The organism is Streptomyces sp. NPDC053493, assembly GCF_044544825.1.
Taxonomy (GTDB): Bacteria; Actinomycetota; Actinomycetes; order Streptomycetales; family Streptomycetaceae; genus Streptomyces.
The window spans coordinates 119,778-144,827 of the sequence record NZ_JBITXS010000003.1; the positions used below are offsets into that span (position 1 = coordinate 119,778).

Below are 25,050 nucleotides of genomic sequence, written 5' to 3' on the forward strand. Positions count from 1 at the left end.
CACATGACGACGAACATCGGATACACGATGATGACCGAGCAGGCCGGCCCGCGTGAGCTGGTCGAACACGTGGTGGAGGCGGAAAGGGTCGGATTCGACTTCTCCGTCGTCTCCGACCACTCCTTCCCCTGGCTGGCGGAACAGGGCCACGCCCCGTACGCGTGGAGCGTGCTCGGAGCGGCCGCCCAGGCCACCTCCCGCATCCCTCTGATGACCTACGTCACCTGCCCGACCTTCCGCTACCACCCGGCCGTGATCGCCCAGAAGGCGGCCACCCTCCAGCTGCTGTCCGAAGGCCGGTTCCGGCTCGGCCTCGGCTCCGGCGAGAACCTCAACGAGCACATCGTCGGCGAGGGCTGGCCCTCCGCCCGCGTCCGGCTCGACAAGCTGGAGGAGGCCGTCGAGATCATCCGGGCGCTGTTCGACGGCGGGACCGTGACCCGGCACGGGCAGCACTTCCAGGTGGACGGCGCCCGGCTGTGGGACCTGCCCGACCGGCCGCCGCCCATCGGGATCGCCGTCTCGGGTCCGCGCTCCTGCGCGCTCGCCGGGCGCCACGCGGACCTGCTCGTCGCCACCGAGCCCAAGAGCGAGCTGGTCGACGCCTTCGACCGGCACGGCGGCGCGGGCAAGCCCCGGATCGGACAGCTCCCCATCTGCTACGACACCGACCGCGACACGGCGGTCAAGCGCGCCCACGAGCAGTTCCGCTGGTCGCTGGGCGGCTGGCGGGTGAACTCCGAACTGCCGCTGCCCGAGAGCTTCGACCAGGCCACCGCGCAGGTACGGCCCGAGGACGTGGCCGAGGCGATCCCGTGCGGCGACGACCCGTCGGCGGTCGTCGAAGCCGTCGCCGCGTACGAGGAGGCCGGCTTCACCGACCTCGCCCTCGTGCAGATCGGCGGCGACCAGCAACTCCCGTTCCTGCGCTGGGCGGAGAGCACGCTCCTGCCCGCGCTCCGCGAGCGGTGAGGCGAGCGGTGAGGCGAGCTGTGACGCCCCGGGCCGAAAAAGGCTCGGGGCGTCGAGGTCGTCCGGGGCGGCGAGGCCCGGGGCGGCGAACGGCGGGCGGGCCGACGCGCACGCGGCGCCGCCGCCCGGAGGGGGGAGACCGGGCGACGGCTTTTCGGGTGCGCGCACCCGTGCGGGCGACTGCCCAGGGCGACGGGCCCTACGCATGTCTCCCGCCGGCTTGCCGCCGATTTCTCCGGCGGTCGGCTCACCCAGCCATGGGCTTCTCCGGCGGCCGGTTTCTCCTCCGGTCGGCTCACCCGACCACGGGCTTCTCCGGCGGTCGGCTCCTTGTCTTGAGCCGGTGCGCCGCATGACCCGCCGAGAGCCGGGCACCCGCCCGGCATGAGCGACCTCGAACGCATCACACGGCAGCTGGCGGGCCCCGGAGCCTGCGTCGTCCCGCCCGAGGAGACCTCCCGGTGGCTCGGCACCCCGCCCGAACGGTGGGCGGAGTTCGACCGCCACTGGGACGAGCTCGTCCCCGACCCGTATCTGCGCTCCTCCGGAACGGTGCGCCTGCGCCGCTACGGGCACGTCGGCCTGCGGCGTACCGGCGAGCGCCGGCCCCGGCCGCACGAGGCCTTCCTGCAGCCGGGCGACAGCAACCCGCTCTACGTGGGACAGGAGCGGCACTTCGAGCCGCTCACCGACGCCTTCGCGTCCGATCCGCTCCTCGGAGGCCTGCTGACCCTGCTCGCCGAGGCGGCGTCCGTGCTCGCCGACCCACCCGAATGGACGGCCAAGATCCATCCCTTCCGGGTGGTCGCGACCGCCGGCCGGGCCGGTGAGCCGACGCCCGAGGGCGTCCACCGCGACGGCGTGACCCTGGTCTCCTCGCTCCTGGTGGACCGCGGGAACGCGGACGGCGGTGAGAGCACCGTCTACCACGAGGACGGCGTCCCGATGTTCCGCACGGTCCTGGACCGGCCGGGCACCCTGCTCCTCGGCGACGACCGGCGCACCCTCCACGGCGTGTCACCGGTCCGGCCGCGCGACCCCGGCCGCCCCGCCCACCGCGACGTCCTGGTGATCACGCTGGCCGAGTCGGAAGCGGACTGACCTCCGTCGCCGCCGCCAGCCGGCCCACCACGCCCGGCAGCCCGCCCTCGCGCGCCGCCGCACGCTGCGCCCCGGCGCCGGTGCCGCCCGCGAGGAGACGCCGTACACCGGCCTCGACGGTCTCCCGGTCGCCCGCCGCCTCCAGCGGTTCGCGCAGGCGCGCGAGGAGGGCGCGGACGTGCTCGGCGAACGGCACCAGCCGGCCCGTGGCCAGGTCGAGGGCGTCGCCCGTCACACCGTCGCGGGCGGCCTTCCAGCAGGCGGCCCGCAGCTCCTCCGCGCCCACCCGTGGCCCCGGATCGCCGCGGGTGACCGCGCGGAGGGCGTCCGTCACCAGGGCGCGGACCAGCGCCGCCAGGCAGACCGCGGTCTCCAGATCGGCACAGACGTCCGGGCAGCGGACCTCCACGGTCGGCAGCCGCGGGTTCGGGCGGACGTCCCAGAACGGCATCGCCGGGGCGAGCATCGCCTCCGTGGCCGCGATCGCCTCGGCCCGCCGCACGCTCTCGTCGAGCGAGCGCGCGTACGGCGGCGGCCCCAGGCACGGGAAGCGCTGCCGGATGACCGAGCGCCAGCTCGCGTAGCCGGTGTCGAGGCCCGCGTGGAACGGCGAGTTGGCGCCCAGGGCGATCAGGACCGGCAGCACGGGCCGCAGATGGTTGCCGACGAGGACGGCGTGCTCGCGGTCCGGGCAGTGGACGTGGACGTGCTGGGCGCAGACCGCGAAGTCGTCCATCATCGAGCGGTACTGGGCCAGACCCGCCCGGTACCGCTCATGGTCCGCGACGGCGGCGGGCTCGGTCCCGCCGAGGACCGGTGTGCCCGACGCGCACAGCCGCAGGCCCTCCGCGTGCGCGGCACGGGCCGCGGCCCGCCGCACCGCGAGCAGCTCGGCGCGCAGCCCGGCCGTCGTCGTGCACGGCGCCGTACGGCTCTCGATCTGGCAGCGGGTGAACTCCCCGGTCAGCGCCTCACCCGGGTCTGACCCCGGACCCGCGTCCGCCTCCGCCCGGGCCCGGGCCAGCACCCGTGCGGCGGCGTCGACGATCCGCCCCGAACCCGGCTCCACGAGGAAGTACTCCTCCTCGACGCCGACAGTGGGAACCTCCGTCACCCGCCACCTCCCCGGTCTCACGGCGTCCCGCACCCGCGGTGCGCCCGGCGCGCCCGGCGGTCCCGCGCGTGCCGTCACCCTGTCGCGGGCGACTACCCGGTGACCTCCGCGCCATGCCGGTGAATTCCGAGCGCGTCGCCGCCCGCCGCCCCGCGCGCGGACGCGCCGGGCGGAAGGATCGGTGCACTGGCCTTCCGACCGACACACTGAGGTGCACGACGCATGAGGGAGACGGCCGGAGAGACCGCTCCGGGGACCGGGACGAAGACCGGGGCGCGGACCGCGGCCGCGCGCAGGGAACGGCGGGTGCGGTCGGGAGGCCGCCTCATGGCGATCCTGACGACGACCGACCACAAGGTGGTCGGCTACCTCTACATGGTCACCGCGTTCGGCTTCTTCCTGCTCGCCGGCCTCCTGGCGATGCTGATGCGCGCCGAGCTGGCCCGGCCCGGACTGTCGCTGGTCAGCGCGGAGCAGTACAACCAGCTGTTCACCGTGCACGGCACCGTGATGATGCTGCTCTTCGCCACGCCGATGTTCGCGGGCTTCGCCAACGCCGTCATGCCGCTCCAGATCGGCGCTCCCGACGTGGCCTTTCCCCGCCTCAACGCCCTCACCTACTGGCTCTTCCTGTTCGGCGGGCTGATGGTCGTCTCCGGATTCGTGGTCCCCGGCGGCGCCGCCTCCTTCGGCTGGTTCGCCTACGCGCCGCTGAACGGACCGGTCTTCTCGCCCGGCGCCGGCGGCGACCTGTGGACCATGGGCCTCGTGCTCTCCGGCGTGGGCACGACGCTCACCTCGGTCAACTTCGTCGCCACCATCGTGACCCTGCGGGCCCCGGGCATGACGATGTTCCGGATGCCGATCTTCACCTGGAACGTGCTCCTCACCTCGGTGCTCGCCCTGCTCGCCTTCCCCGTGCTCACCGCGGCGCTGCTCGCCCTGGAGGCGGACCGCACGTTCGGCGCCCATGTCTTCGACCCGGCCAACGGCGGCGCCCTGCTGTGGCAGCACCTGTTCTGGTTCTTCGGGCACCCGGAGGTCTACATCGTCGCGCTGCCGTTCTTCGGCGTGATCTCCGAGATCATCCCGGTGTTCAGCAGGAAGCCGATGTTCGGGTACCTCGGCATGGTGGGCGCGACGCTCGGCATCACCATGCTGTCGGCCGTCGTCTGGGCCCACCACATGTTCGCGACCGGGGCCGTCCTGCTGCCGTTCTTCTCGCTCATGTCGTTCCTCATCGCCGTGCCGACGGGCGTGAAGTTCTTCAACTGGATCGGCACCATGTGGCACGGCAGCCTCTCCTTCGAGGCCCCGATGCTGTTCGCGTTCGGCTTCCTCGTCACCTTCCTGCTCGGCGGCCTCAGCGGCGTCCTGATCGCCTCGCCGCCGCTCGACCTGCACCTCACCGACAGCTACTTCATCGTGGCCCACCTGCATTACGTGCTGTTCGGCACGGTGGTCTTCGCCATGTTCGGCGGCTTCTACTTCTGGTGGCCCAAATGGACCGGCCGGATGCTCGACGAGCGCCTCGGCAGAATCCACTTCTGGACGCTCTTCACCGGCTTCCAGACCACCTTCCTCGTCCAGCACCGGCTCGGCGAGCAGGGCATGCCCCGGCGCTACGCCGACTACCTGGCGGCCGACGGCTTCACCGTCCTCAACACCGTCTCCTCGCTCGGCGCCTTCCTCCTCGGCCTGTCGACGCTGCCGTTCCTCTACAACGTCTGGCGCACCCGCGCCCGCGGCCGCCCGGTCGGCGTGGACGACCCGTGGGGCTACGGCCGGTCGCTGGAATGGGCCACCTCGTGCCCGCCGCCGCGGCACAACTTCCTCGCGCTGCCCCGCGTACGGTCCGACTCGCCGGCCTTCGACCTGCGCCACCCGGGCCTGACACCCGGCCCGGCCCCGCGAGAGGAGCTGCTCCCGTGAGGACCGAGGCGGTGGTGTTCGCCGGCACGGCGGCGTTCTTCCTGGCGGTGGACGTGCTCTACGGCCTGTGGGCGCGGGAGCCGGCGGGCACCGCCGCGCTGACCGTCGCCTTCCTCATGGCGCTGCTCGTGTGCTTCTTCTTCGCCCGCAACCACCGCGTCAACGGTGACCGGCCGGAGGACCGCCCGGACGGCGAGGTACGGGAGCGGTCCGGGCTGCTCGACCTGTTCCCGCCGCACAGCGGCTGGCCGGTCCTCACGGCCGTCGGCGCGGCCGTGCTCGCGCTCGGTGTGATCTACGGCCTGTGGCTCGCCCTGCTCGGCCTCGGCGTCCTCGCGGCGGGCGTCGGCGGCCTGGTGTTCCAGTACGCGTCGGAGGACGACGACCCGCGCTGACCACCGACCTTCCGCACACGGCCTACGCAGTCCGTGAGTCCTCGGGCTCCTCCGGCGCGGTCCTCGCGGGAGGAGCCGTGCGCGCCGCGACGGCAGCCCGCTCCTCGGCGCGGGCCGGCAGCTCGACCCGGTCGGTGAGCAGGAAACGGCTCAACGCCGCCCGCAGCCGCAGCCGCAGGCGGCGCGGGACCGGGCCCCGCTCCGGCAGCTCCAGCGGCTCCTGCTCCTCGCGCATCAGCAGCCGGTAGCGGACGGCCGGCGGGACCGGGCGGTGCCGCCCGGAGATCTCGCCGTGCACCGCCTGGTGCACCCGCCGGGTCTCCTCGCCCTCGGTCAGTCTGCGGCGGTCCGCCGCCTGCAGGGCGAGGCAGACGCGCCGGGTCACCGCGAAGGCGAGGAGCGGGCCGAGGACCAGCGCCACCCGCAGCACCCAGGTGATCGTCTCGACCGACATCCGGAAGACGAAGGCGATGACGTCGTTCCCGCCGGCAAGGAGCAGCACGGCGTACGCGGTGATGCCGGCCACGCCGAGCCCGGTGCGCACCGGCCGGTTGCGCGGCCGGTCGCACAGATGGTGCTCGTCGTGGTCGCCCGTCGCCCACTTCTCGATCAGCGGATAGCACAGCAGCCCGGTGAACAGCAGGCCGGGCAGCACGAGCGCGGGCAGCAGGACGTTCCACATGACCGTGTGCCCGGCGACGACCGTGTCCCAGGCGGGCATCAGCCGCAGCGCGCCCTCCAGGAAGCCCACGTACCAGTCCGGCTGGGACCCGGCCGACACCTGGTCGGCGCGGTAAGGCCCTGAGTTCCACACGGGATTGACCTGCGCCACGGCGGCCAGGACCGTCAGCGTGGCGAACACCAGCAGGAACAGGCCCGTGGACTTCGTGACGAACTGCGGCACCATCGGCTGGCCGACCGCGTTGCGGTTGGTCCGGCCCGGCACCGCCCAGTGGGTGTGCTTCAGATAGAACACGAGCAGCAGGTGCACGGTCAGCAGCGCGACCAGCAGCGCCGGCGCCAGCAGCACGTGGAGCACGTACAGCCGCGGAATGACCACGTGCCCGGGGAACTGCCCGCCGAAGAGGGCCATCTCCAGGTAGGTGCCGACCACCGGGACCGAGCCGACGATCGTGGCCGCCGTCCGCAGCCCCGTGCCGGAGAGCAGGTCGTCGGGCAGCGAGTAGCCCGCGAAGCCCTCCAGGAGCGCGAGGACGAACAGCGACACGCCCACCGCCCAGTTCGCCTCCCGCGGCTTGCGGAACGCTCCCGTGAAGAACACCCGCAGCATGTGCACGGCGAGCGCGGCGACGAACACCAGCGCCGCCCAGTGGTGCACCTGACGGATCAGCAGACCGCCGCGCACCTCGAAGCTGATGCGCAGGGTCGTGGTGTACGCCTGGGTCATCAGCTGCCCGCGCAGCGGCGCGTACGGGCCGGTGTAGGCGCTCTCCACCATGCTCGGGTCGAAGAACAGCGTCAGATACACGCCCGTCAGCAGCAGGACGACGAACGCGTACAGGGCGAGCTCACCGAGCAGGAACGACCAGTGGTCGGGGAACGCCTTGCGCAGGGCGACCCGGGCTAGCTCCGCGAGCGGGAGCCGCCCGTCGGCCGCGGTGAAGGCGCGGAGGGCCGCCTCCCCGGTCCGGGCACGCCCCTGCTCCCTGCGCCTGCGAAGAGACATGCACGACTCCTGACGATCCCGCCGCTGCCCGCGTCGCGCCGCCGCCACGGCGGTCGCCCTGCCGACCCTGCCGTCCCAGCGGGGTCGGGCGGGCCGGGCGCGCCGTAGGCCGGGCCGCCGTTGGGCTGCCCGGGCGACACGGCCCCGCGGGGCGTCGGGCGTCGTGCGTCAGTCGTGCGGGCCCTCGGCCGTCGTGCGTCAGTCGTGTGGGCCGTCGGGCGTCGCGCTTCAGTCGTGCGGGCCGCGCGCCACCACCCGGAACGTCTCCAGCGACGGGTCCGCCGCGTCGGGCACCAGAACGCCGTGCGCCACGCCGCTGCGCAGGTAGTCGACCACCTCGGCGTTGATCACCTCGCCGGGCGCCACCGCGGGCACGCCCGGCGGGTACGGGCTGATCGTCTCGGCCGAGATCCGGCCGACCGCGTCCTTGGCGGACACGTGCTCCGCCGGACCGAAGAAGGCGTCACGCGGCAGCCGGGCCTGCTCGAGCTCCAGCGCCGCCGGCTCCGGCAGCCGTACGGCAGGCCGGCGTTCCAGCCCGTCGGCCTGCTCCACCAGCGCGCGCAGCGCGTCCAGGAGCACCCGCTCGGTCGTGTCGTCGTCCGCGTGCGTGATGGAAGCGCTGATCCGGCAGGTGTCGGAACCGCCGACGTCCACATGGCACGCCGTGCGCAGCCACTCCGCCGCCTGCATTCCGCTGATGCCGAGACCCCGTACGTCGATCACCAGCTTCAGCGGGTCGTACGCGGCGGCGAGCCCCTCCGCCACCACCTCGGAACCCATCGGCTCCAGGCCGGGCAGGTCCGCCACGGCCTTCCGGATCCGCAGGGCCCGCCGCAGCGCGCCGTCGAGGAGCTCGCGGCCGTGCTCCGCCATCTGCCGCCGCCAGCCGTCGAGCGTCGCGTACACCAGCGAGGAGGCGCTCGTCGTGCCGAGCAGGTCCTCCCGCTGCTTCAGCACCTCGGGCGAGATCCGGTCGTGCTGGAGGTGGAAGACCGAACTCTGCTCGATCGCGCCGCCCATCTTGTGCACGCTGGTGACCACCAGGTCGGCGCCCGCGTCGATGCCCCAGACCGGCAGCTCCGGGTGGAACGGCAGATGCGCGCCCCACGCCTCGTCGACGATCAGCGGCACGCCGGCGGCGTGGCACGCCTCCGCCACGCCCCGCACGTCGGCGCAGGTGCCCCAGTCGGTGGGCGTGATGAGCAGCATGCCCTTGGCGTCGGGATGCTCGTCGAGGCGCGCCCGCACGTCGTCCGGCTCCGGCGGATGCGCCAGGTGGCGCTCGGTGTCGAACTTGGGATGCACCCAGATCGGTTCGACGCCGTTGACCACGACGGCGGCGATCACGGACTTGTGAGCGTTCCGCGAGAGCAGCAGCTTCTCACCGGGGCCGGCCACGGCCAGCATCGCGGTCTTCACCGACAGGGAGCTGCCGCAGGTCGAGAAGAACGCCCGCTCGGCGCCGACCGCGTCCGCCATCAGCTCCTGGGCCTGGTCGAGCACGCCCTGCGACTCCCGGCGGTCGTCCAGGCCGTTGAGCAGCAGCACGTCGGAGCGGAAGACGTCCTCCCCGACGACCTCCGCCACACGGGGATCGACGCCCCGGCCCTGCTTGTGCCCGGGCGGACCGAAGACGACGTCCCCCCGGCGCCGGAAGTCCTGCAGCGCCTCGAGTACCGGTGCGCGCGAGTGGTCCATGGTTCCTCCGGAACGAGAGCGGCCGCGTCACGTGGCGCGCGGGGCGCCGTACGGTCGGCGGCCGCCGTACGGGCAGGGGCGCGGCGCCCCGCGTCTGCTGCCGCGTCTGCCCGGGCGGCCTGCCGCGAAACGGCGTCGTCACCCGCCCGGCGGGCGTCACGGGCGGGGCAGTGGCGTCCGGGGGCGGGAGCCACGGGCGTGCCCACGGCGGCGCGCATGAACCGGTGCGGACCGGGCACGCGCCACAACGGCGTCCGTGAAGCCGCCGCCCGTCGCCGCGTCCCGCCGGCCGGGCGGCGGCAGGACGCCTGTCGCGGGCTGGCACGGCGCCGGAGCACGGCGCGGGCCGGGGACCCACCCGGCGCCCGGGGACCGGCCGGCTACCGGCCGGCCACCGGCCGGGACGTTCGAGAGGTGAGCCATGACGGTGAGGACGTCGGTGGACCGCATCGCCCGGCCCTGGGGCACCAGAACCCCTTACGACCGGCACGGCACCTGGCCCGTACGCCAGGACGCCTGCCTCGCCGACGGTGTCCGGCCCGACGAGGTCGACCGCTGGGTGCAGACGGCCTCGCTGCTCCACTCCGACGGCGACGCCATGGACATCGCGGTCAAGGACGGCCGGATGGTCGGCGTACGCGGCCGGACCGTCGACCGCGTCAACCGAGGCCGTCTCGGCCCGAAGGACGCCTTCGCCTGGCGGGCGGGCGCCGCTCCCGACCGGCTGCGCCGTCCTCTCGTACGCCGGGACGGCCGGCTCGTCGAGACGGACTGGGACACCGCGGTGGGCCTCGTGGCCGACCGCTCCCGCGCGCTGCTCGACGCGCACGGCCCCGGCTCGATCGGCTTCTACACCTCCGGCCAGCTGTTCCTGGAGGAGTACTACACGCTCGCCGTCCTCGCCCGGGCCGGCCTCGGCACCCCGCACCTGGACGGCAACACCCGGCTGTGCACCTCGACCGCCGCCGAGGCCCTCAAGCAGTCGTTCGGCTGCGACGGCCAGCCCGGCAGTTACGACGACATCGACCACGCCGACGTCATCGCGCTCTTCGGCCACAACCTCGCCGAGACCCAGCCCGTGCAGTGGATGCGCGTCCTCGACCGGCTCGACGGCGCCGACCCGCCCCGGCTGGTCTGCGTCGATCCCCGCCCCACCCGGGTCGCCCGCCGGGCGGCCGTGCATCTCGCCCCGCGCCTCGGCACCAACGTCGCCCTGCTCAACGCCCTGCTGCACGAGGTCATCAGGACCGGGCGCGTCGACCACGACTACGTCGAGCGGCACACCGTCGGCTTCGACGAGCTGGCGCGGACCGTCGCGCCCTGCACACCGGAATGGGCGGCCGCGATCTGCGACGTGCCCGCCGACCGGATCCGCGCGGCCGCCGAACTGCTCGGCGGCACCGACCGGCTGCTCTCCACCGTGCTCCAGGGCTTCTACCAGTCCCACCAGGCCACCGCCGCCTCCGTCCAGGTCAACAACCTGCACCTGATCCGCGGCATGCTCGGCCGGCCCGGCGCGGGCGTGCTCCAGATGAACGGGCAGCCCACCGCCGAGAACACCCGCGAGTGCGGTGCCGACGGCGACCTGCCGGGCTTCCGCAACTGGGCCAACGAGGAACACGTCGCCGACCTGGCCCGGGTGTGGAACGTCGAGCCCGGCACCATCCCGCACTACGCGCCGCCCACCCACGCGATGCAGATCTTCCGTTACGCGGAGCAGGGCTCGGTCAAGATGCTCTGGGTCAGCGGCACCAATCCCGCCGTCTCGCTGCCGGAACTCTCCCGCATCCGCTCGGTCCTCGCCCGGGAAGGGCTGTTCCTCGTCGTGCAGGACCTCTTCCTGACCGAGACCGCCCGGTTCGCCGACGTGGTCCTTCCGGCCGCGACCTGGGGCGAGAAGACCGGCACCTTCACCAACGCCGACCGCACCGTGCACCTGTCGGACAAGGCCGTCGAACCGCCCGGCGAGGCGCGGCCGGACCTCGACATCTTCCTCGACTACGCCCGGCGGATGGACTTCCGCGACAAGGACGGCGCCCCGCTGATCGGCTGGCACGACCCGGAGTCCGCGTTCGAGGCGTGGAAGCGCTGCAGCGCCGGGCGTCCCTGCGACTACACCGGGCTGACGTACGGCCGGCTGCGCGGAGGCAGCGGAATCCAGTGGCCGTGCACCGAGGAGGCTCCCGAGGGCACCGCCCGCCTCTACACCGACGGCATCACCTGGGCGGGCCCCGACGTCTGCGAGTCCTACGGCAAGGACCTCGTCACCGGAGCACCCGCGCCCGCCGCCGAGTACCGCGAGCTCAACCCGGACGGCAAGGCCGTGATCCGGGCCGCGGACTACCTGCCGCCGCACGAGACGCCCGGCGACGACCTGCCCTTCCAGCTGACGACCGGCCGCACGCTCTACCACTTCCACACCCGCACCAAGACCGGCCGAGTGCCCCAGCTCGCCGCGGCGGCGCCGGACGTCTGGGTGGAGATCTCCGCCGCCGACGCCACCGAACGCGGGCTCGGCGAGGGCGACCTCGTCGAGGTCGGCAGCCCGCGCGGCGCCCTGCGCGGACGGCTGCGGATCACGGACATCCGGCGCGGCCTGCTGTTCGTGCCGTTCCATTACGGCTACTGGGACACCGAATCCGGTAAGGGACCCGGCGACGGAGCGCCGGGACGGGCGGCCAACGAGCTCACGGTCACCGACTGGGACCCGGCGTCCAAGCAGCCCCTGTTCAAGGTCTCGGCCGCGGACCTCGTTCTCGTCGAGCGCGCCGACGGCCGGCCCTCACCGGCTCCGACCACCACCGCGTCGGCCCCTTCGGCTGCGGGCACGGTGCCGGCCACGGAGGGCGGCCCGGCGGCGCGCGTCGAGGAGGCGTACGAGGACGCGTCCGAGGACGACGGCCACGTCGACGGACAGGTCGACGGACAGGTCGACTGACAGGAGGAGGAGTCGTGAACCGCCGTGTCTCAGCGATCGTTCAGGCCCTCGAAGAGGGCGAACGCCGCCTGGCCGACGACCTCCGCGCGACGGCCCGGCGCCACCGGGACGACCACGAGGTCCACCACGTCGCCCACGACCTCGCCCGGTGGTCCGACGAGCACAGCCGGCGCCTCGCCGAGGCCGTCGGCGCCGACGTCGCCTCCGACGGCTCCGGGCCGCCCGACCTGCCACCCGCGCCCCCGCGCGCCTCGGCCTCGGACGACCCGGCGCTGCGGCTCCTGGAGGACCTGCGGGCCCTCCACCAGGCCGTGGCCGGGAACTGCGCGTACTGGCTGATGCTCTCCCAGGCCGCCGAGGCCTCCCACGACTCCCGGCTGCTCGACCTCGTCGGCCTCGGCCGGCCCCGCGCGCTCCGGCAGCTCGACTGGACCAAGGCGATGATGACGTCCCAGTCGCCGCAGATCCTGACGACTCCTCCCTGAGGCGGCCCCGCGCCCCGCGGGCGAGAGTGGAAGCGTGGACATCGACGAGGTCATCACCGAGCTGTACGGGCTGCCGCCGGCCGACTTCGTGGCGGCCCGCGACGCCTGGGCCGCGGCGGCGCGCAAGGACAAGGACGCCGACGGGGCACGCCGGATCGCCGCCCTGCGCCGCCCCAGCCTCGCCGTATGGGCCATGAACCTCCTCGCCCGCGGCCGCCCCGAGCAGGCCGGCCGGCTGCTCGAACTCGGCGCGACGCTGCGGGAGGCGACCCGCACCCTCGACGCCGCGCAGCTGCGCGAGGCGAGCCGCCGGCAGCACCAGATCATCGCGGCCCTTGCCCGGGAGGCGGGCGTCCTGGCCGCCGACGAGGGCCGGCCGGTCGGCGCCGCGGTGCTCACCGAGGTGGAGGGCATGCTCCACACGGTCCTCGCCGACCCGGAGGTGGCCGAGCGGTGGGCGGCGGGCCGGCTGACGGAGGCGCCGGACCCGGTCGTGGGCTTCGCGTTCGACGCGATGCCGACGACGCCGCCACGTGCACCGGACCGCACGGCGGCCACAGCGAAGGAGAAGCGGAAGAAGAAGGAGGAGCACGAGGAGGAGGAGCGCAGGAAACGGGAACAGGAGCGTGAACAGCGGGAACAGGAGCGGGAGCAGCGGGAGCGCGAGGAAGAGGCGCGCCGGCGCCGGGAACAGGCCGAAGTGGAAGCCCGTACGGCGGAAGCGGCCCACGCGGAGGCGGCCCGGCGGGCGCAGGAGGCGGACGCCCGCGTCACCGACCTGGAGCAACGCCTCGCCGAGGCCCGCCGGGACCGCGCCGAGGCCCGCTCGGCCGCCGACACGCTCCGGCGCCGGGCGGAGAAGGCCCGCCACGCCGCCCGCCGTTCCTGATCCGCCCGCCGTTCCTGATCCGCCGGCCGCCCGCCCGGCGACCGCGTCCTGACGGTCCACGCTGGTCAAGTGCCCGGGCGGGCACATAGGTTGGGCGGATGTCGACGTCTCCGGTGATCCTTCTGCTGTCGGGCAGCCTTCGGGCCGCCTCCACCAACGAGGCCGTGCTGCGCACCGCGCACGCGCTGGCCCCGTCGGCGGGCGTCGAGGCCGTCCACTACGCGGGACTGGCCCGGCTGCCGCACTTCAATCCCGACGACGACACCGACCCGCTGCCGGCGCCGGTGGCCGAGCTCCGGGCCGCGATCGACCGGGCGGCCGGGATCCTCATCTGCACGCCCGAGTACGCGGGCTCGCTCCCGGGCTCCTTCAAGAACCTGCTCGACTGGACGGTCGGCGGCACCGAGGTCAACGACAAGCCCGTCGCCTGGATCAACGCGGCGACGCAGGGCCGCGGCCACGGCGCCGAGGCGGCCCTGCGCACGGTCCTCGACTACACGGGCGCCCAGGTCGTCGACAGGGCCTGCGCCCGGCTCCCGCTCGACCGCTCCATGATCGCCTCCGACGGCCTCCTCTCCGACCCGGCCGCCCGCCACCGCCTCGGCGAGTCCCTCGGCCTCCTGGCCGCCGCCGGAGCCTGACCGCCTGACCGCCTGACCGCCTGACGCGCCTGGCCGCCTGATACGCCTGGCCGCCTGATACGCCTGGCCGCCTGATACGCCTGCCCGCCTTACCGCCGATCCGCCGCGCGCCGACGGAGCCGGAGGAGTCGAATGAGCGGTTCGGGGGCATACGCGGAAACGTCACCGCAGGTACAGGAGGTGCAGGAGCCCCGATGCGCACCGTGGGAGTCGAAGAAGAGCTGATGCTCGTCGACGCGAAGACAGGCGAGCCGCTCGCCGTGTCCGCGCCCGTCCTCGCGTCCGCGGCGCTACGCGGCGGGACGTCGGGCGGCGCGTTCGAGAAGGAACTTCACCAGGAGCAACTGGAGTTCGCCACCCGCCCGCTGCGGGACATGGCGGAGCTGCGGGACGAGATCGTCCGCTGGCGCGCCGAGGCGCGGGGCTACGCCGCCGAGTCCGGCGCCCTGGTCGCCGCGCTCGCCACCTCGCCGCTGCCGGTGGAGCCGTCCCGCACCCGGGACTCGCGCTATCAGTGGATGGCCGAGCAGTTCGCGCTCACCGCGCAGGAGCAGCTCACCTGCGGCTGTCACGTCCATGTGGCCGTGGCCTCCGACGAGGAGGGCGTCGGTGTCCTGGACCGGATCCGGCCCTGGCTGTACCTGCTGACCGCGATCAGCGCGAACTCGCCCTTCTGGCAGGGCCGCGACAGCGGATACGGCAGCTACCGCAGCCGGGTCTGGAACCGGTGGCCGTCGGCCGGTCCGTACGAGCTGTTCGGCAGCGCCGAGCGGTACCACGACCGGGTCCGGGCCATGGTGGCGACCGGCGTCCTGTGCGATCCCGGCATGATCTACTTCGACGCCCGCCTCTCGCACAGCTATCCGACCGTCGAGATCCGCGTCGCGGACGTCTGCCTGGAACCCGACACCACCGTGCTCGTCGCCACCCTCGTCCGCGGCCTGGTGGAGACCGCCGCCCGCGCCTGGCGGGACGGCGAGCCGGCGCCCCGCGTCCCTTCGGGACTGCTGCGCCTCGCCTCCTGGCGCGCCGCGCGCTCCGGGCTGCGCGGGCCGCTCGTCGATCCCGAGACGATGCGGCCGACCTCCGCGGAGGCGGCGCTCGCCGCGCTCGTCCGCCACACCGAGGCCGCGCTGGCGGACTCCGGCGACCTCGACCGGGTCCGGCGGGGCGTCGCCGAACACCTCGCCCGGGGCGGCGGCGCCGACCGCCAGCGCGCCCTGCACGCCGACGGCCTGCGCCTGGACGAGGTCGTACGGGCCTGCGCCCGCATCACCACCGAGGCCGTCGACTGACGGCCCGGGGGAGGGCCGGAGGCCCGTGGGTCCGGGACGCCGTGGGCGCAGGTCAGGCGTCGGCGCCCGGCACCCAGTAGTTGTGGACGGTCCGCGTCCGCGGCGGAGCCTGCGTGACGGGCCAGCCGAGATCGGCGGCGACCGGCATCATCTTCTCGGTGAACGCGTTCATCTGCCGCTCGGTCTCCCACAGGTCGAAGATCTCCAGACCGCTGTCGGTCGGGACGCAGACGTGCGAGAGGCATCCCTCGAAGATCTCCGGTGTGCCCTGCAGCTTGGCGTTGAGCGCGTCGTACTGGTCGGTGCTGACTCCGTTAAGGACGGCGTGGACGAAGACCGCCATGACTTCTCCTCCTGGGTGACGCTCGGCCCCCTCGCCACCAGCACACCACGCCCGGCCCCGGGCGGCATCCGATGCCGGGGGCCGGGCGTGGTCCGGCGCTGGGGTGGCGGGAGACGCGTCAGCCGGGGAAGCGGGCCTCCACCCGGCCGTCGACGACACGGGTCTGGAACACGGGCTGGGGCGCGGTGGCCGGGCCCGTCACGTTCCAGCCGTCCTCGAGGCGGAACCTGCTGCCGTGCCAGGGACACACCAGGCAGCCGTCGACGACCTCACCGTCGGCGAGCGGACCGGCCATGTGGCTGCACCGCTCCGCGAGCACCCGCACCGTGTCCTCGTCGGTCCGCACGACCACCACGGCCACCTCGCCGACGTGCGCGCGCCGCGGCCGGCCGGGCGGCAGGTCGGCCAGCGCCGCGACCGGATGCCAGCCGGACGGCGCGAGCGCGCCGACCTGCTCGGCGTGGTTGACGCCCGCGCCCTGCCGGTAGGCGAGGTGCCCGCCGAGCGCCCCGCCCACCCCGATCGCGGTGAGACCGCCGAGGCTCCACATCCGGCCGCGCCAGTGCTCGCCGCGGCAGCGGGCGGTCAGGGACGCGGCGTAGCACACCACTCCGGTGACGTTGGCCGCGGCGTGCACGAGCCCGACGCGCAGCTGGGGACGCCGCATCTCGGCCCAGTCCACCCAGCCCGCGACCGCCGCGGGAGCCGCCCCGGCGAGCCCCGCGGCGACCAGCAGCCGCGCGGCGCGGCGCTGGCCGGGCACGAAGTCGAGCACGGCGGCCGACAGCCACGCGCCGATCGGGAACTGCACGAGCAGCGGATGCAGCGGATGGCCGAGCCATCGCCCGTGCAGCACGTCACGGGCCGGGCCGAGCGGCAGCGCTTGCACGGCGCCGCGTACGGCGTCCACCAGCCGGTCGGCCCGCGCCGAGTTCTCCAACCGGTCCATCACCTTCAACACGACTCCGGGCTTCTGCCCGGAGGGCAGTACCGACCGCAGGACGGGCGAGATGCTCTTCATACCGCGCGTGTAACCACCCAGCCCCACCCGAAACGGACCTCGTCGCCCGTTCACCCGCCCCGCGTGCGCCGCGCACCCGTTCGCGGTATCCCGGGAGGGGCCGGTGCTTGCGACGGCCCGGCGTGGGAAGGCGGTGCTCGATGACTCGTACGGCGGCGCTCGTCGTGATCGACATGCTCAACACGTACGAGCACGAGGACGCGGAACTCCTCGTGCCGTCCGTGGGGGCGGCGCTGCCCGCGCTCGTGGACCTGCTCGGCCGGGCCCGGGAGGCCGGGGCGCCGGTCGTGTACGCCAACGACAACTTCGGCCAGTGGCGGTCCCACCACGGCGAGATCCTCGACATGGCGCTCGCGGGCCGGCATCCCGAGCTCGTCGACCCGGTCCGGCCGGACGAGGACTCGCTGTTCGTGGTCAAGGCCCGGCACTCCGTCTTCTACGAGACACCGCTCGCCTACCTGCTGCGCTCGCTCGACGTGACCGACCTCGTCCTGACGGGCCAGGTCACCGAGCAGTGCGTGCTCTACTCGGCCCTGGACGCCCACATCCGGCACCTGCGCGTCACCGTGCCCCGCGACGCGGTCGCCCACATCCACGAGGACCTGGCGCGGGCCGCGCTGCGGATGATCGAGCGGAACATGGCCGGGCGCGTCGTGGACGCCGCCGAGGTCACCTTCTGACCCACCCGCCGCCTCCTGCGCGCGCATGATCCGCGACCCGGTGGGCAGCGGCGCAAGGATGGCCGGAGAGACGACCGGGCCGCTCGCCCGGGAAGCGAGGCGATCATGAGTTTTCCGCTGCCGGACACGGTGGACGAGCTGAAGGACCTGATCGGGCGGGAGGTCTCCGCCCTGCGCGCCTCGGTCCGGCGCACGGCGGAGCGGCCCTCCTCGCCACCACCGAGCAGCGAGGTCACCTCTCCCGTGCAGCTCCTCGCGCCCGTACCCGCCGCCGCGGGGCACGACTCCGCGCCGCCACGCTGTCTGTGCAGCACGCACGACCCGGGCGCGACGGGCACGTGCGCGGTGCTCAGCGCGATCCCGGCCTCGGCGGTGCTCCTTGAACCGCTCAGGGACGAGGAGAGCAGGACCGTACGGGACTTCCGTATCGTCGCCGGGAACCGGATCAGGTCCGCGGACTGGCTGGAGGCCCCGGACCGGCAGGTGGGACAGCGGTTCCTGGAGGCCCGGCCGGGCGCCGCAAGCAGCGGGCTCCTCGCGGCGCTGAGCGACGTCGTGGCCGGAGGAGGGCCGCTGGAGGGCCAGTACGTGGACTACACCGAGCAGCGGATGGGCCGGCTGCACCGCGCACCGCTGCTCTACTCGGCGGCGCTGTGCGGGGAGCAGGTGCTCGCCACCTGGCGCCCGGTGCAGAGCCGCACGGAGCTGCTCACCATCGACGCGCAATACCTGGCCTCGCTCGGCTGGGGCAACTGGGACCTGTTGTCCGGCAAGGTGACCTGGTCGGAGGGGCTCAGCCGGATCTTCCACGCCGAGATCCAGATGCCCTGGTCGCTGGAGCAGCTCTGCGACGCGCTGCTGCCGGACGACCTGACGGCGTTCTCCGAGTTCCTCACCTCCGTCCTCGCGGGCGAGGAGCCCGCCTGGACCCGGATCCGCTTCCTGGTCCTGGGCGAGGTGCGCACGCTCGACCTGCTCGGCCGCCCGGTCGCCGGCACCGACGGCAGGCCGTGGGCGGTGAACCTGGTCGCCCGTGACCTCACGCCGCAGATCCGCAGCCGGCGCCGGCTGGCCGAGACGGAGCGCGAGACGGACCGGCTGCGGCGCCAGGCCCAGGCCGAGCGGCGGGTCGCCGACGCGCTGCGCGAGGCGCTGCTGCCGACGCACTCCGAGGCGCTCGCGGCCGTCGGGCTCACCGTGGCCGCCTCCTACCGGCCGGCCGAGCCGGACAGCGCGGTGGGCGGCGACTGGTACAAGTGCCGGCTGCTGCCGAACGGCCTGGTCCTGATCGCCATCGGCGACGCCGCCGGGCACGGTCTCGACGCCGTGGCCCGCATGTCCCAGCAGCGCCACGCGCTCGCCGGCCTCGCCCAGACCGGCGCCGGGGCGGGCGAGATGCTGACCTGGCTGAACGAGCTGGTCTGCAGCGAACCGTACGGCGAGACCGCCACCGTGATCGTCGGGCACATCGACGACGAGCGCGTGCTGCGCTGGGCCGACGCCGGCCACCCGGCGCCGATCCTGCTGCGCGACGGCCGGGCGGAGCCGCTGCACGCCGGGCAGCGCGGCCCTCTGCTCGGTGCCCTGCCGGGCTACGCCTACGAGACGACCGACACGCGGCTGCGGCAGGGCGATCTGCTCGTGCTGTACACCGACGGGATGGTGGAGCGCCGCGGCGAGGACGTCACCAAGGGCATCGAACGCCTCGCCGACGCCATGACGCGCTCCTCCGACACCGAGCCGGAGCGGCTGATCGAGACGATCCTGTCCGATCCGGACCAGGCCGGGCCCGAGGACGACGCGTGCCTGCTCGCCATCCGGGTGGACTGACGCCGCACGCCCGCGTCAGGCGACCGCGAGGGCCGTGTCAGGCGGTGATCCAGTCGCTGGTGGCGATCACCGGGGTGACGCCGTCGCGGTGGACGGTGCCCTCGATGAGGCCGTACATCCGGTCCGCGGCGAAGTACACCTCGTTGTCGTTCTTCAGCCCGAAGGGCTCCAGGTCGACCAGGAAGTGGTGCTTGTTCGGCAGGTTGAGCCGCACCTCGTTGACGCTCGCGCAGTGGTCGAGGACCCGCTCCGCCATCGCGTTGAGCGTCTGCTGGAGCGAGTAGCTGTACGTCTCCGCGAACGCCTCCAGCATGTGCCGCCTGACCTTCGCGTACGAGCGGTCCCAGTCGAAGTCGGCGTCGCCCGCGGCCACTGCGGAGTGCGCCCAGCGGGCCGTCACCTTGGTGGCGAGGATGCGGTCGTACGCCTCCTTCAGGGTCGTGTACCGGTCCTTGACGAAGCCGTGGAACTCGGAGTTGGTCGAGTTCATCACGGTCAGCTCCTTCAGGCCCGAGACGACCTGGAGCTGCCCGGTGGACTTGCTGTAGGTGACCTGCGCGGTGCGCACCTCCTGGCCCTTGCGGACGAAGGAGTGCTGCTCGGCGCGGGTGGGCACGGAGATCCGCTCCCAGGCGAACTCCTCGACGCGGATCTGCGCCTCGTGGATCACCGGCTGGGAGTGCACGAAGTGCTTCGCGAGCAGGATCGCGAAGGCCTCGGGCGAGGCGATGCCGTGCTCCTTGGCGAAGGCGTAGACCGTGTTCTTGGTGGTGTCCGTCGGCAGGCAGTTGCCGTTGTCGCCGGTGAGGTGGACCTCACGGAACTCGCCGCGCAGCGCGACCGAGACGTTGAGGTCGCGGATGTCGTGCCAGGCGCCGTCGTTGCCGCGGCGCTCGATGGTGACGATCCGGTTCTCGGCCTTGCCGTACTGGTTCTGGCCGAGGACGTGCTTGCTGGTGGAGGTGTAGCTCATGATGCGGCTCCTGCGGGTACGTGGATGCGTCGATCCCGTACGCCCGGCGTCCGGTGCCGCGCACGCGGCACCCCCCGCCGTCCGGCCCCGCGCCCCGAGGCCGCCCCGGGACTGACGAGCATCCCGGTCCGTAGGTTCCGCTGGATTCCAGCACAGCCCGGCGGCCGCACGCAATGCCTGCGGAATGCGTGACCTTCCACACGCCCAGAATCGGACAAAGCATGTGATGTCCCGCTATTCCTTTCCAAGGTGGGAATGGGAGCCCGGCGTTGCTGTCACGGCGTCAAGTGCGAGACCGGGGAAAAGGGTTGGGGAGGTGGTGGCGCGGAGGTGCGGTGATCCTTTTTCATTTCCCGGATCAATTCATTTGCGTTGATTAATTAGGGCCTTGTTCTCGTCGTTCCCATTCGCGTACGGTCACCCGGCAACCGGACGGAAACGCCGAATCCTGCCGCCGACCGGTACACCGCACTCACCACACGTCCGGCAGGAGCGGGGGACCCAGGTTTGCCGCCGGCTCCGGTCGTCCGGGCCCGGCTCGGGGTGAAGCCGCGCACTGCGGCCGGGCATCTCCCGCCCGAACCCGACAGCTCACCTCGCAGGCGAAGGAGAGGAATTCGCCATGCGTGGACACGGTAAGCACCGCCGCCCCAAGAACACCCCGCTCGCCCGCTCGATCGCGGCCGCCGGCCTCACCGGCAGCGCCGCGCTCGCCCTGCCGCTGGCCGGCGCGACCGGCGCCGCGGCGGTCACCCCGCAGGGAGCTCCCGCCGCGCAGCACGTGCATACGATCGTCGCAGTCGAAAAGGCGGCGGCCGCTCTCACGGCGAAGAAGGCCGGCCCGGTGAAGTATTCCGTGGTCCGCGGCGACTCGCTTTCCAAGATCGCCCGGAAGTACTCCGTGCAGGGCGGCTGGAAGAAGCTCTACCGCGACAACCGCGCCGCCGTCGGCGCCGACCCGGCGCTCATCCACCCGGGTCTGAAGCTCACCGTCCACGCCTCGGCCACCCCGTCGAAGACCGCGCACGCCAAGACCGCGCACGCGAAGAGCGCCACGGCGAAGGCCTCGCACGCGAAGACCACGCGCACGGCCGGCGCCGGTTCGGCCGCCACGGGCGCGGCGACCAAGGCCGCCCGCCCGGCCGCCGCCGTCCAGGCGGTGGCCGCCTCCAGCGCCGCCGGCTACGCCGACAACCTCGACGGGTGGATCCGCGAGTCCCTCGACATCATGGCCCGCAACGGCATCCCCGGCACGTACGACGGCATCTACCGCAACGTCATGCGCGAGTCGTCCGGCAACCCGCTGGCCATCAACAACTGGGACTCCAACGCCCTCGCCGGCACCCCGTCCAAGGGCCTGCTCCAGGTGATCGACCCGACCTTCCAGGCCTACCACGTCGCGGGCACGGCCAACGACCCGTACGACCCGGTCGCCAACATCACCGCCGCCTGCAACTACGCGGCCGCCCGCTACGGCTCCATCGACAACGTCTTCGGCGCCTACTGACCGGACCAGGGCGGGTGACCGGACCAGGGCGGGGCGCGGACGGATCCGGCGGCCGGGGGCCGGCCGGAGCGCGGCGGGCCGGGGATGGTACGAAGTCCCGCGTGAACGATCAGCCCCCGGCGCCCACCATCCGCGTGTTCGTCGCCCTCGCCCCGCCCGACGACGCCAAGGACGAACTGGCGCGGGCCCTGCGCCCCGCCCTGGACGCCTTTCCCTCGCTGCGCTGGAACCGCATCGAGGACTGGCACATCACCCTGGCGTTCCTCGGCGAGCTCCCGGCCAGGGCCGCCGCCCTGCTGCGGCCGCCGCTCGCCGGTCTCGCGGCCGCGCGGCGGCCCCTGGAGCTGGCACTGCGCGGCAGCGGCCACTTCGACGACCGGGTGCTGTGGAGCGGGATCGACGGCGACGTGGAGGGGCTGCACCTGCTCGCCGCCGACGTCCGCGACGTGGTGAAGACGTGCGGCATCCCGTTCGAGGACCGGCCGTTGCGTCCTCACCTGACGCTGGCCCGGGCCCGCCGCGGTGACCTGACACAGGTCCTCGCGGCGGCCTCCGGGCTGGCCGGGTTCTCCGGCCGTCGCTGGACGTCCGGGCGGCTGCACCTGGTCGGCAGCAACGCCGGGCGCGGGCCGGGACCGATCCGCTACCGCGACATCGAGTCCTGGCCCTTCGCCGGCTCCTGAACGGCGCCCGCGGCCGCACCGGCCTCCCGCCGGGTCACCACCGGTACCAACGGGATCCGCTGCCGCTGCGGAAGAGGAAGCCGAGCAGCCACAGCACGAGCACGGCGATCGCGACGTACCACAGCACGTCGAGCGCGAAGCCCGCGCCGAACAGCACCAGGATGATGAGGAGAACGATCAGGAGCGGAACCATGACGGCACCTCCCGGGTGAGCCTGGCACCGGTCCGTCCGGCGCCCGCACCACCGCGTATGCCCGGTCTTGTCGCAACAATGTGCGAAAGCCTTGGGGTGAGGTTCGGCTCCCTTCGAAAGATCTCGAAAATTCCCGGCCGTTTTCCGTTATCCGGTGGTCGCGGCGCGATCTCCCAGGTGTTGGGCATCGGCAACAGGCAGGACGGTCAGGATGAGGCAGGGCATGGACGCGCAGGGCACGCACGGGCCGGACGGCACGGAGCTGGTCAGGGCCGCGCAGGGCGGCGACCCGGCGGCACGGGACCGGCTCGTCGCCGCCCACCTCCCGCTCGTCTACAACATCGTGGGCCGGGCGATGAACGGCCACCACGACGTGGACGACGTCGTGCAGGAGACCATGCTGCGGGCGCTCGACGGCCTCGGCGGACTGCGCTCCCCGGACAGCTTCCGCTCCTGGCTCGTCGCCATCGCCATGAACACCCTGCGCACCCACTGGCACCGGCAGCAGACCGGCCACCGGGCCGCCGGCGGCCTCGACGACGCCCGCGACCTCGCCCAGCCGGGCGCCGACTTCGTCGACCTCACGGTCGCCCGGCTCCACCTGTCCGGCCAGCGGCGCGAGACCGCCGAGGCCACCCGCTGGATGGAGCCCGAGGACGGCGCCGTGCTCTCGCTGTGGTGGCTGGAGTGCGCGGGACAGCTGACCCGCCACGAGGTGGCGGCCGCCCTCGAACTGTCCCCGGAGCACACCGCGGTCCGGGTCCAGCGGATGAAGGAACGCCTCGAGTCCGCCCGGGTGGTCGTCCGGGCCCTGTCCGCCCACCCGGCCTGCCCCGCCCTGCACTCCGAACTGGGCACCTGGGACGGCCGCCCGTCCGCGCTCTGGCGCAAGCGCATAGCCCGCCACGCCCGCGCCTGCGCCCACTGCGCCGGCCTCCGGAGCGGCCTCGTCCCCGCCGAGGGCCTGCTCGTCGGCCTGCTGCTCGTGCCTCCGACGACGGCGCTCCTCGCCGCCGTCCGCGAGAGCGCGGGACCGCTCCTCGGCCTGGCCGCCACCACCCGGCCCCTCGCCGCCACGACCCCGCCCCCGAGCGCCGCCGCGCCCCGCCCCGGCTCCGCGCGCGCCCGGCACGCCGCCGCACCGGCCGGGCGCGGCGCCCGCCGCCGCGAGGAGCAGCGCAAGCGCGGCCGTCGCCGGGCCGTCGCCGCCGCGGGCCTCGCCGTCGTGGCCGTCGCCGGCGGAACCCTCCACCTGATCAACGGGCCCGACCAGACCGAGACGGACGCCGCCGACGTGGCACGCGCCGCGGCCCCCGACACCGCGCCCCTGCTCTCCGAGACGCCGGACACCGCCTCGCCCTCCGTCACCACCGCCTCGCCGAGCCCCACCGCGAGCCGCTCCGCCCGCCCCACCCGTACGGCCACGCCCTCACCCACCGCGACCACCACGAAGCCCGCGCCGCCCCGCACCACGGCGCCCACACCCGCCGTCCGCCCGCGGACCACGGGCACCAGGGCCGGCGGATCCGGACCGGGCTCCGACGCCCAGCAGGTCATCGACCTGGTCAACTCCGAGCGCGCCCAGGCCGGCTGCGGCCCGCTGACCGAGAACGCGCTGCTCACCCGGGCCGCCCAGGGCCACTCCGACGACATGGCCGCCCGGAACTTCTTCGACCACACCAACCCCGACGGCGACGGCCCCGGCGAGCGCGTCACCGCCGCCGGCTACCGCTGGTCGACCTACGGCGAGAACATCGCCATGGGCCAGCGCACGCCGGCCGAGGTGATGGAGTCCTGGATGAACAGCCCCGGCCACCGCGCCAACATCCTGAACTGCTCCTTCAAGGAGATCGGCATCGGCATCCACTCCGCCGGCGGCCCCTACTGGACGCAGGTCTTCGGCGCCCGCTAGGACCACCGGGCACGGCTCCGCGGGCGCGCGGCACGCGGGGCGGGCGCGCTACCCGGCCCGCCTTGGTCGTCGGCTTACCGTGAGCGGATGCGACCCGTTCCCAGGTGGGCCCTCGTGCCCGCGGGCTGTGCCCCCGTGGTGCTGGTCGGCGGCTGGACGACCGCGGCCGTGCTGCAGGGGCCGTCCTACGACGCCGTCCGGCAGACGATCAGCGTCCTCGCGGCCTACGGCGCCGCCGGCTTCTGGGTGATGAGCGGAGCGCTCTTCGCCCTCGGCGTCTGCCACCTCGCCACGGCCTGGGGCCTGCGCGCCGCGGCCCCGGCCGGGCGCGTCACGCTGGCCGCCGGGGGAGTGGCGGCCCTGGTCGTCGCCTTCGTCCCGACACCCAGCAGCGGAGGATCGCTGCGCCACGGCTCCGTGGCCGCCGTGGGCTTCGCGCTGCTCGCGCTGTGGCCGCTGCTCGCCGCCGTCCGCGGCGGCCGCGCCGTACCCTGGGCCCTGCGCCTCGGGCCCGCGCTCGCGGCGACCGCGTCGATGGGCGGAGCCGCCCTCTGGTTCCTCGTCGAGACCGACCGCCACGGCGCCGCGGGCGTCGCCGAACGCCTGGTGACGTGCCTCCAGTCGCTCTGGCCGCTGGTCGTCGTGGTCTCCTGCCTCCACCACCAGCGCGCGAGGACGGCACGGCCCCGGCAGCCGGTCCGCTGAACGCCGCCCGCCGCCCGCCGCCCGCCGCCCGCCGCGCCCCCGCCCCGGCCGCC

At 74.0% G+C, this 25,050-nt stretch carries 22 protein-coding genes and 1 riboswitch; of the genes, 15 read left to right on the forward strand and 7 right to left on the reverse strand.

Translation table 11 applies throughout. The annotated features are described in order from the left end of the window. Positions 1 to 3: 3 nt before the first annotated feature. Together ACIGO8_RS10685 and ACIGO8_RS10690 are read left to right on the forward strand one after the other, a co-directional pair. Positions 4 to 972, forward strand: a complete 969-nt coding sequence (locus ACIGO8_RS10685) for an LLM class F420-dependent oxidoreductase (RefSeq protein ID WP_399727127.1) — start codon at positions 4 to 6, stop codon at positions 970 to 972. 384 nt (positions 973 to 1,356) lie between these two features. Further along, positions 1,357 to 2,073 (forward strand): 2OG-Fe dioxygenase family protein, encoded by a 717-nt coding sequence (locus ACIGO8_RS10690; protein WP_399727130.1) that lies wholly within the window; start codon positions 1,357 to 1,359, stop codon positions 2,071 to 2,073. On the opposite strand, the gene ACIGO8_RS10695 is transcribed toward ACIGO8_RS10690, so the two are convergent. Next, a complete protein-coding gene (locus tag ACIGO8_RS10695; protein WP_399727133.1) occupies positions 2,045 to 3,187 on the reverse strand; it encodes a glutamate--cysteine ligase in 1,143 nt (380 codons plus the stop codon). The genes ACIGO8_RS10690 and ACIGO8_RS10695 overlap by 29 nt on opposite strands. Before the next feature lie 222 nt (positions 3,188 to 3,409). On the opposite strand from ACIGO8_RS10695, the gene ctaD reads away from it, so the two are divergent. Both ctaD and ACIGO8_RS10705 read left to right on the forward strand, forming a co-directional pair. Continuing rightward, a complete protein-coding gene (gene ctaD, locus ACIGO8_RS10700) occupies positions 3,410 to 5,119 on the forward strand; it encodes a cytochrome c oxidase subunit I (protein ID WP_399727136.1) in 1,710 nt (569 codons plus the stop codon). Then, the gene (locus tag ACIGO8_RS10705) at positions 5,116 to 5,514 is read left to right on the forward strand and encodes a cytochrome c oxidase subunit 4 (protein ID WP_399727139.1); all 399 of its coding nucleotides are present in this window, start codon (positions 5,116 to 5,118) and stop codon (positions 5,512 to 5,514) included. Before ctaD ends, ACIGO8_RS10705 begins: the two co-directional genes overlap by 4 nt. 22 nt (positions 5,515 to 5,536) lie before the next feature. Here the strand turns inward: ACIGO8_RS10705 and ACIGO8_RS10710 are convergent, their stop codons facing one another. Continuing rightward, the gene (locus ACIGO8_RS10710; protein ID WP_399727142.1) at positions 5,537 to 7,201 is read right to left on the reverse strand and encodes a cytochrome bc complex cytochrome b subunit; all 1,665 of its coding nucleotides are present in this window, start codon (positions 7,199 to 7,201) and stop codon (positions 5,537 to 5,539) included. Positions 7,202 to 7,429: 228 nt separating this feature from the next. Next, positions 7,430 to 8,902, reverse strand: coding sequence for an aminotransferase class I/II-fold pyridoxal phosphate-dependent enzyme (locus ACIGO8_RS10715; protein ID WP_399727145.1), 1,473 nt, complete (start codon positions 8,900 to 8,902; stop codon positions 7,430 to 7,432). A 421-nt stretch (positions 8,903 to 9,323) separates the two neighbouring features. Between ACIGO8_RS10715 and ACIGO8_RS10720 the strand changes: the two genes are divergently transcribed. The 5 genes from ACIGO8_RS10720 to ACIGO8_RS10740 all read left to right on the forward strand — a co-directional run bounded on the left by ACIGO8_RS10720 (position 9,324) and on the right by ACIGO8_RS10740 (position 15,150). Then, on the forward strand, positions 9,324 to 11,840 hold the full coding sequence (locus ACIGO8_RS10720) for a molybdopterin oxidoreductase family protein (protein ID WP_399727147.1): 2,517 nt from the start codon (positions 9,324 to 9,326) through the stop codon (positions 11,838 to 11,840). Between the two features lie 14 nt (positions 11,841 to 11,854). Continuing rightward, complete coding sequence (locus ACIGO8_RS10725; protein WP_399727150.1) at positions 11,855 to 12,325, forward strand: hypothetical protein; 471 nt, start codon at positions 11,855 to 11,857, stop codon at positions 12,323 to 12,325. Between the two features lie 34 nt (positions 12,326 to 12,359). Further along, on the forward strand, positions 12,360 to 13,214 hold the full coding sequence (locus ACIGO8_RS10730) for a hypothetical protein (protein ID WP_399727153.1): 855 nt from the start codon (positions 12,360 to 12,362) through the stop codon (positions 13,212 to 13,214). A gap of 98 nt (positions 13,215 to 13,312) precedes the next feature. Then, positions 13,313 to 13,855, forward strand: a complete 543-nt coding sequence (locus tag ACIGO8_RS10735) for an NADPH-dependent FMN reductase (RefSeq protein ID WP_399727156.1) — start codon at positions 13,313 to 13,315, stop codon at positions 13,853 to 13,855. Positions 13,856 to 14,049: 194 nt separating this feature from the next. Continuing rightward, entirely contained in the window at positions 14,050 to 15,150 is a 1,101-nt protein-coding gene (locus ACIGO8_RS10740; RefSeq protein ID WP_399727158.1) for a glutamate--cysteine ligase, read from the forward strand. Positions 15,151 to 15,202: 52 nt separating this feature from the next. Here the strand turns inward: ACIGO8_RS10740 and ACIGO8_RS10745 are convergent, their stop codons facing one another. Both ACIGO8_RS10745 and ACIGO8_RS10750 read right to left on the reverse strand, forming a co-directional pair. Continuing rightward, positions 15,203 to 15,493, reverse strand: coding sequence for a hypothetical protein (locus ACIGO8_RS10745; protein ID WP_399727161.1), 291 nt, complete (start codon positions 15,491 to 15,493; stop codon positions 15,203 to 15,205). A gap of 118 nt (positions 15,494 to 15,611) precedes the next feature. Continuing rightward, a complete protein-coding gene (locus ACIGO8_RS10750) occupies positions 15,612 to 16,514 on the reverse strand; it encodes a Rieske 2Fe-2S domain-containing protein (protein ID WP_399727164.1) in 903 nt (300 codons plus the stop codon). 140 nt (positions 16,515 to 16,654) lie between these two features. Between ACIGO8_RS10750 and ACIGO8_RS10755 the strand changes: the two genes are divergently transcribed. Further along, the gene (locus tag ACIGO8_RS10755; RefSeq protein WP_399727167.1) at positions 16,655 to 17,194 is read left to right on the forward strand and encodes an isochorismatase family cysteine hydrolase; all 540 of its coding nucleotides are present in this window, start codon (positions 16,655 to 16,657) and stop codon (positions 17,192 to 17,194) included. A gap of 105 nt (positions 17,195 to 17,299) precedes the next feature. Continuing rightward, positions 17,300 to 19,024, forward strand: coding sequence for a PP2C family protein-serine/threonine phosphatase (locus ACIGO8_RS10760; protein WP_399727170.1), 1,725 nt, complete (start codon positions 17,300 to 17,302; stop codon positions 19,022 to 19,024). A 37-nt stretch (positions 19,025 to 19,061) separates the two neighbouring features. On the opposite strand, the gene pucL is transcribed toward ACIGO8_RS10760, so the two are convergent. Next, positions 19,062 to 19,997, reverse strand: a complete 936-nt coding sequence (gene pucL, locus ACIGO8_RS10765; protein WP_399727173.1) for a factor-independent urate hydroxylase — start codon at positions 19,995 to 19,997, stop codon at positions 19,062 to 19,064. Between the two features lie 429 nt (positions 19,998 to 20,426). Continuing rightward, positions 20,427 to 20,615, forward strand: a riboswitch (cyclic di-AMP (ydaO/yuaA leader). Between the two features lie 4 nt (positions 20,616 to 20,619). Here pucL and ACIGO8_RS10770 point away from each other — a divergent pair. Continuing rightward, positions 20,620 to 21,504: a transglycosylase SLT domain-containing protein gene (locus tag ACIGO8_RS10770; protein ID WP_399727176.1), complete on the forward strand. Its 885-nt coding sequence runs from the start codon at positions 20,620 to 20,622 to the stop codon at positions 21,502 to 21,504. Positions 21,505 to 21,605: 101 nt separating this feature from the next. After that, entirely contained in the window at positions 21,606 to 22,187 is a 582-nt protein-coding gene (gene thpR / locus ACIGO8_RS10775) for an RNA 2',3'-cyclic phosphodiesterase (RefSeq protein ID WP_399727179.1), read from the forward strand. Between the two features lie 34 nt (positions 22,188 to 22,221). Here thpR and ACIGO8_RS10780 read toward each other — a convergent pair whose 3' ends face one another. Next, on the reverse strand, positions 22,222 to 22,380 hold the full coding sequence (locus ACIGO8_RS10780) for a hydrophobic protein (RefSeq protein ID WP_399727182.1): 159 nt from the start codon (positions 22,378 to 22,380) through the stop codon (positions 22,222 to 22,224). A gap of 223 nt (positions 22,381 to 22,603) precedes the next feature. Here ACIGO8_RS10780 and ACIGO8_RS10785 point away from each other — a divergent pair, with 223 nt between their 5' ends. Together ACIGO8_RS10785 and ACIGO8_RS10790 are read left to right on the forward strand one after the other, a co-directional pair. Continuing rightward, on the forward strand, positions 22,604 to 24,292 hold the full coding sequence (locus tag ACIGO8_RS10785; protein WP_399727185.1) for a sigma-70 family RNA polymerase sigma factor: 1,689 nt from the start codon (positions 22,604 to 22,606) through the stop codon (positions 24,290 to 24,292). A gap of 87 nt (positions 24,293 to 24,379) precedes the next feature. Beyond that, positions 24,380 to 24,997 (forward strand): DUF998 domain-containing protein, encoded by a 618-nt coding sequence (locus tag ACIGO8_RS10790; RefSeq protein ID WP_399727187.1) that lies wholly within the window; start codon positions 24,380 to 24,382, stop codon positions 24,995 to 24,997. Positions 24,998 to 25,050 lie beyond the last annotated feature (53 nt).

What these genes read in the sequence shown, in the direction of transcription:
- ctaD (WP_399727136.1), top strand. Translation starts at nt 3,410, where the DNA reads ATGAGGGAGACGGCCGGAGAGACCGCTCCGGGGACCGGGACGAAGACC.
- ACIGO8_RS10780 (WP_399727182.1), bottom strand. Translation starts at nt 22,380, where the DNA reads ATGGTTCCGCTCCTGATCGTTCTCCTCATCATCCTGGTGCTGTTCGGC.
- ACIGO8_RS10745 (WP_399727161.1), bottom strand. Translation starts at nt 15,493, where the DNA reads ATGGCGGTCTTCGTCCACGCCGTCCTTAACGGAGTCAGCACCGACCAG.
- ACIGO8_RS10685 (WP_399727127.1), top strand. Translation starts at nt 4, where the DNA reads ATGACGACGAACATCGGATACACGATGATGACCGAGCAGGCCGGCCCG.
- ACIGO8_RS10790 (WP_399727187.1), top strand. Translation starts at nt 24,380, where the DNA reads ATGCGACCCGTTCCCAGGTGGGCCCTCGTGCCCGCGGGCTGTGCCCCC.
- ACIGO8_RS10755 (WP_399727167.1), top strand. Translation starts at nt 16,655, where the DNA reads ATGACTCGTACGGCGGCGCTCGTCGTGATCGACATGCTCAACACGTAC.
- ACIGO8_RS10690 (WP_399727130.1), top strand. Translation starts at nt 1,357, where the DNA reads ATGAGCGACCTCGAACGCATCACACGGCAGCTGGCGGGCCCCGGAGCC.
- ACIGO8_RS10720 (WP_399727147.1), top strand. Translation starts at nt 9,324, where the DNA reads ATGACGGTGAGGACGTCGGTGGACCGCATCGCCCGGCCCTGGGGCACC.
- ACIGO8_RS10785 (WP_399727185.1), top strand. Translation starts at nt 22,604, where the DNA reads ATGGACGCGCAGGGCACGCACGGGCCGGACGGCACGGAGCTGGTCAGG.
- ACIGO8_RS10735 (WP_399727156.1), top strand. Translation starts at nt 13,313, where the DNA reads ATGTCGACGTCTCCGGTGATCCTTCTGCTGTCGGGCAGCCTTCGGGCC.
- ACIGO8_RS10740 (WP_399727158.1), top strand. Translation starts at nt 14,050, where the DNA reads ATGCGCACCGTGGGAGTCGAAGAAGAGCTGATGCTCGTCGACGCGAAG.
- ACIGO8_RS10710 (WP_399727142.1), bottom strand. Translation starts at nt 7,201, where the DNA reads ATGTCTCTTCGCAGGCGCAGGGAGCAGGGGCGTGCCCGGACCGGGGAG.
- ACIGO8_RS10760 (WP_399727170.1), top strand. Translation starts at nt 17,300, where the DNA reads ATGAGTTTTCCGCTGCCGGACACGGTGGACGAGCTGAAGGACCTGATC.
- ACIGO8_RS10750 (WP_399727164.1), bottom strand. Translation starts at nt 16,514, where the DNA reads ATGAAGAGCATCTCGCCCGTCCTGCGGTCGGTACTGCCCTCCGGGCAG.
- pucL (WP_399727173.1), bottom strand. Translation starts at nt 19,997, where the DNA reads ATGAGCTACACCTCCACCAGCAAGCACGTCCTCGGCCAGAACCAGTAC.
- ACIGO8_RS10715 (WP_399727145.1), bottom strand. Translation starts at nt 8,902, where the DNA reads ATGGACCACTCGCGCGCACCGGTACTCGAGGCGCTGCAGGACTTCCGG.
- ACIGO8_RS10770 (WP_399727176.1), top strand. Translation starts at nt 20,620, where the DNA reads ATGCGTGGACACGGTAAGCACCGCCGCCCCAAGAACACCCCGCTCGCC.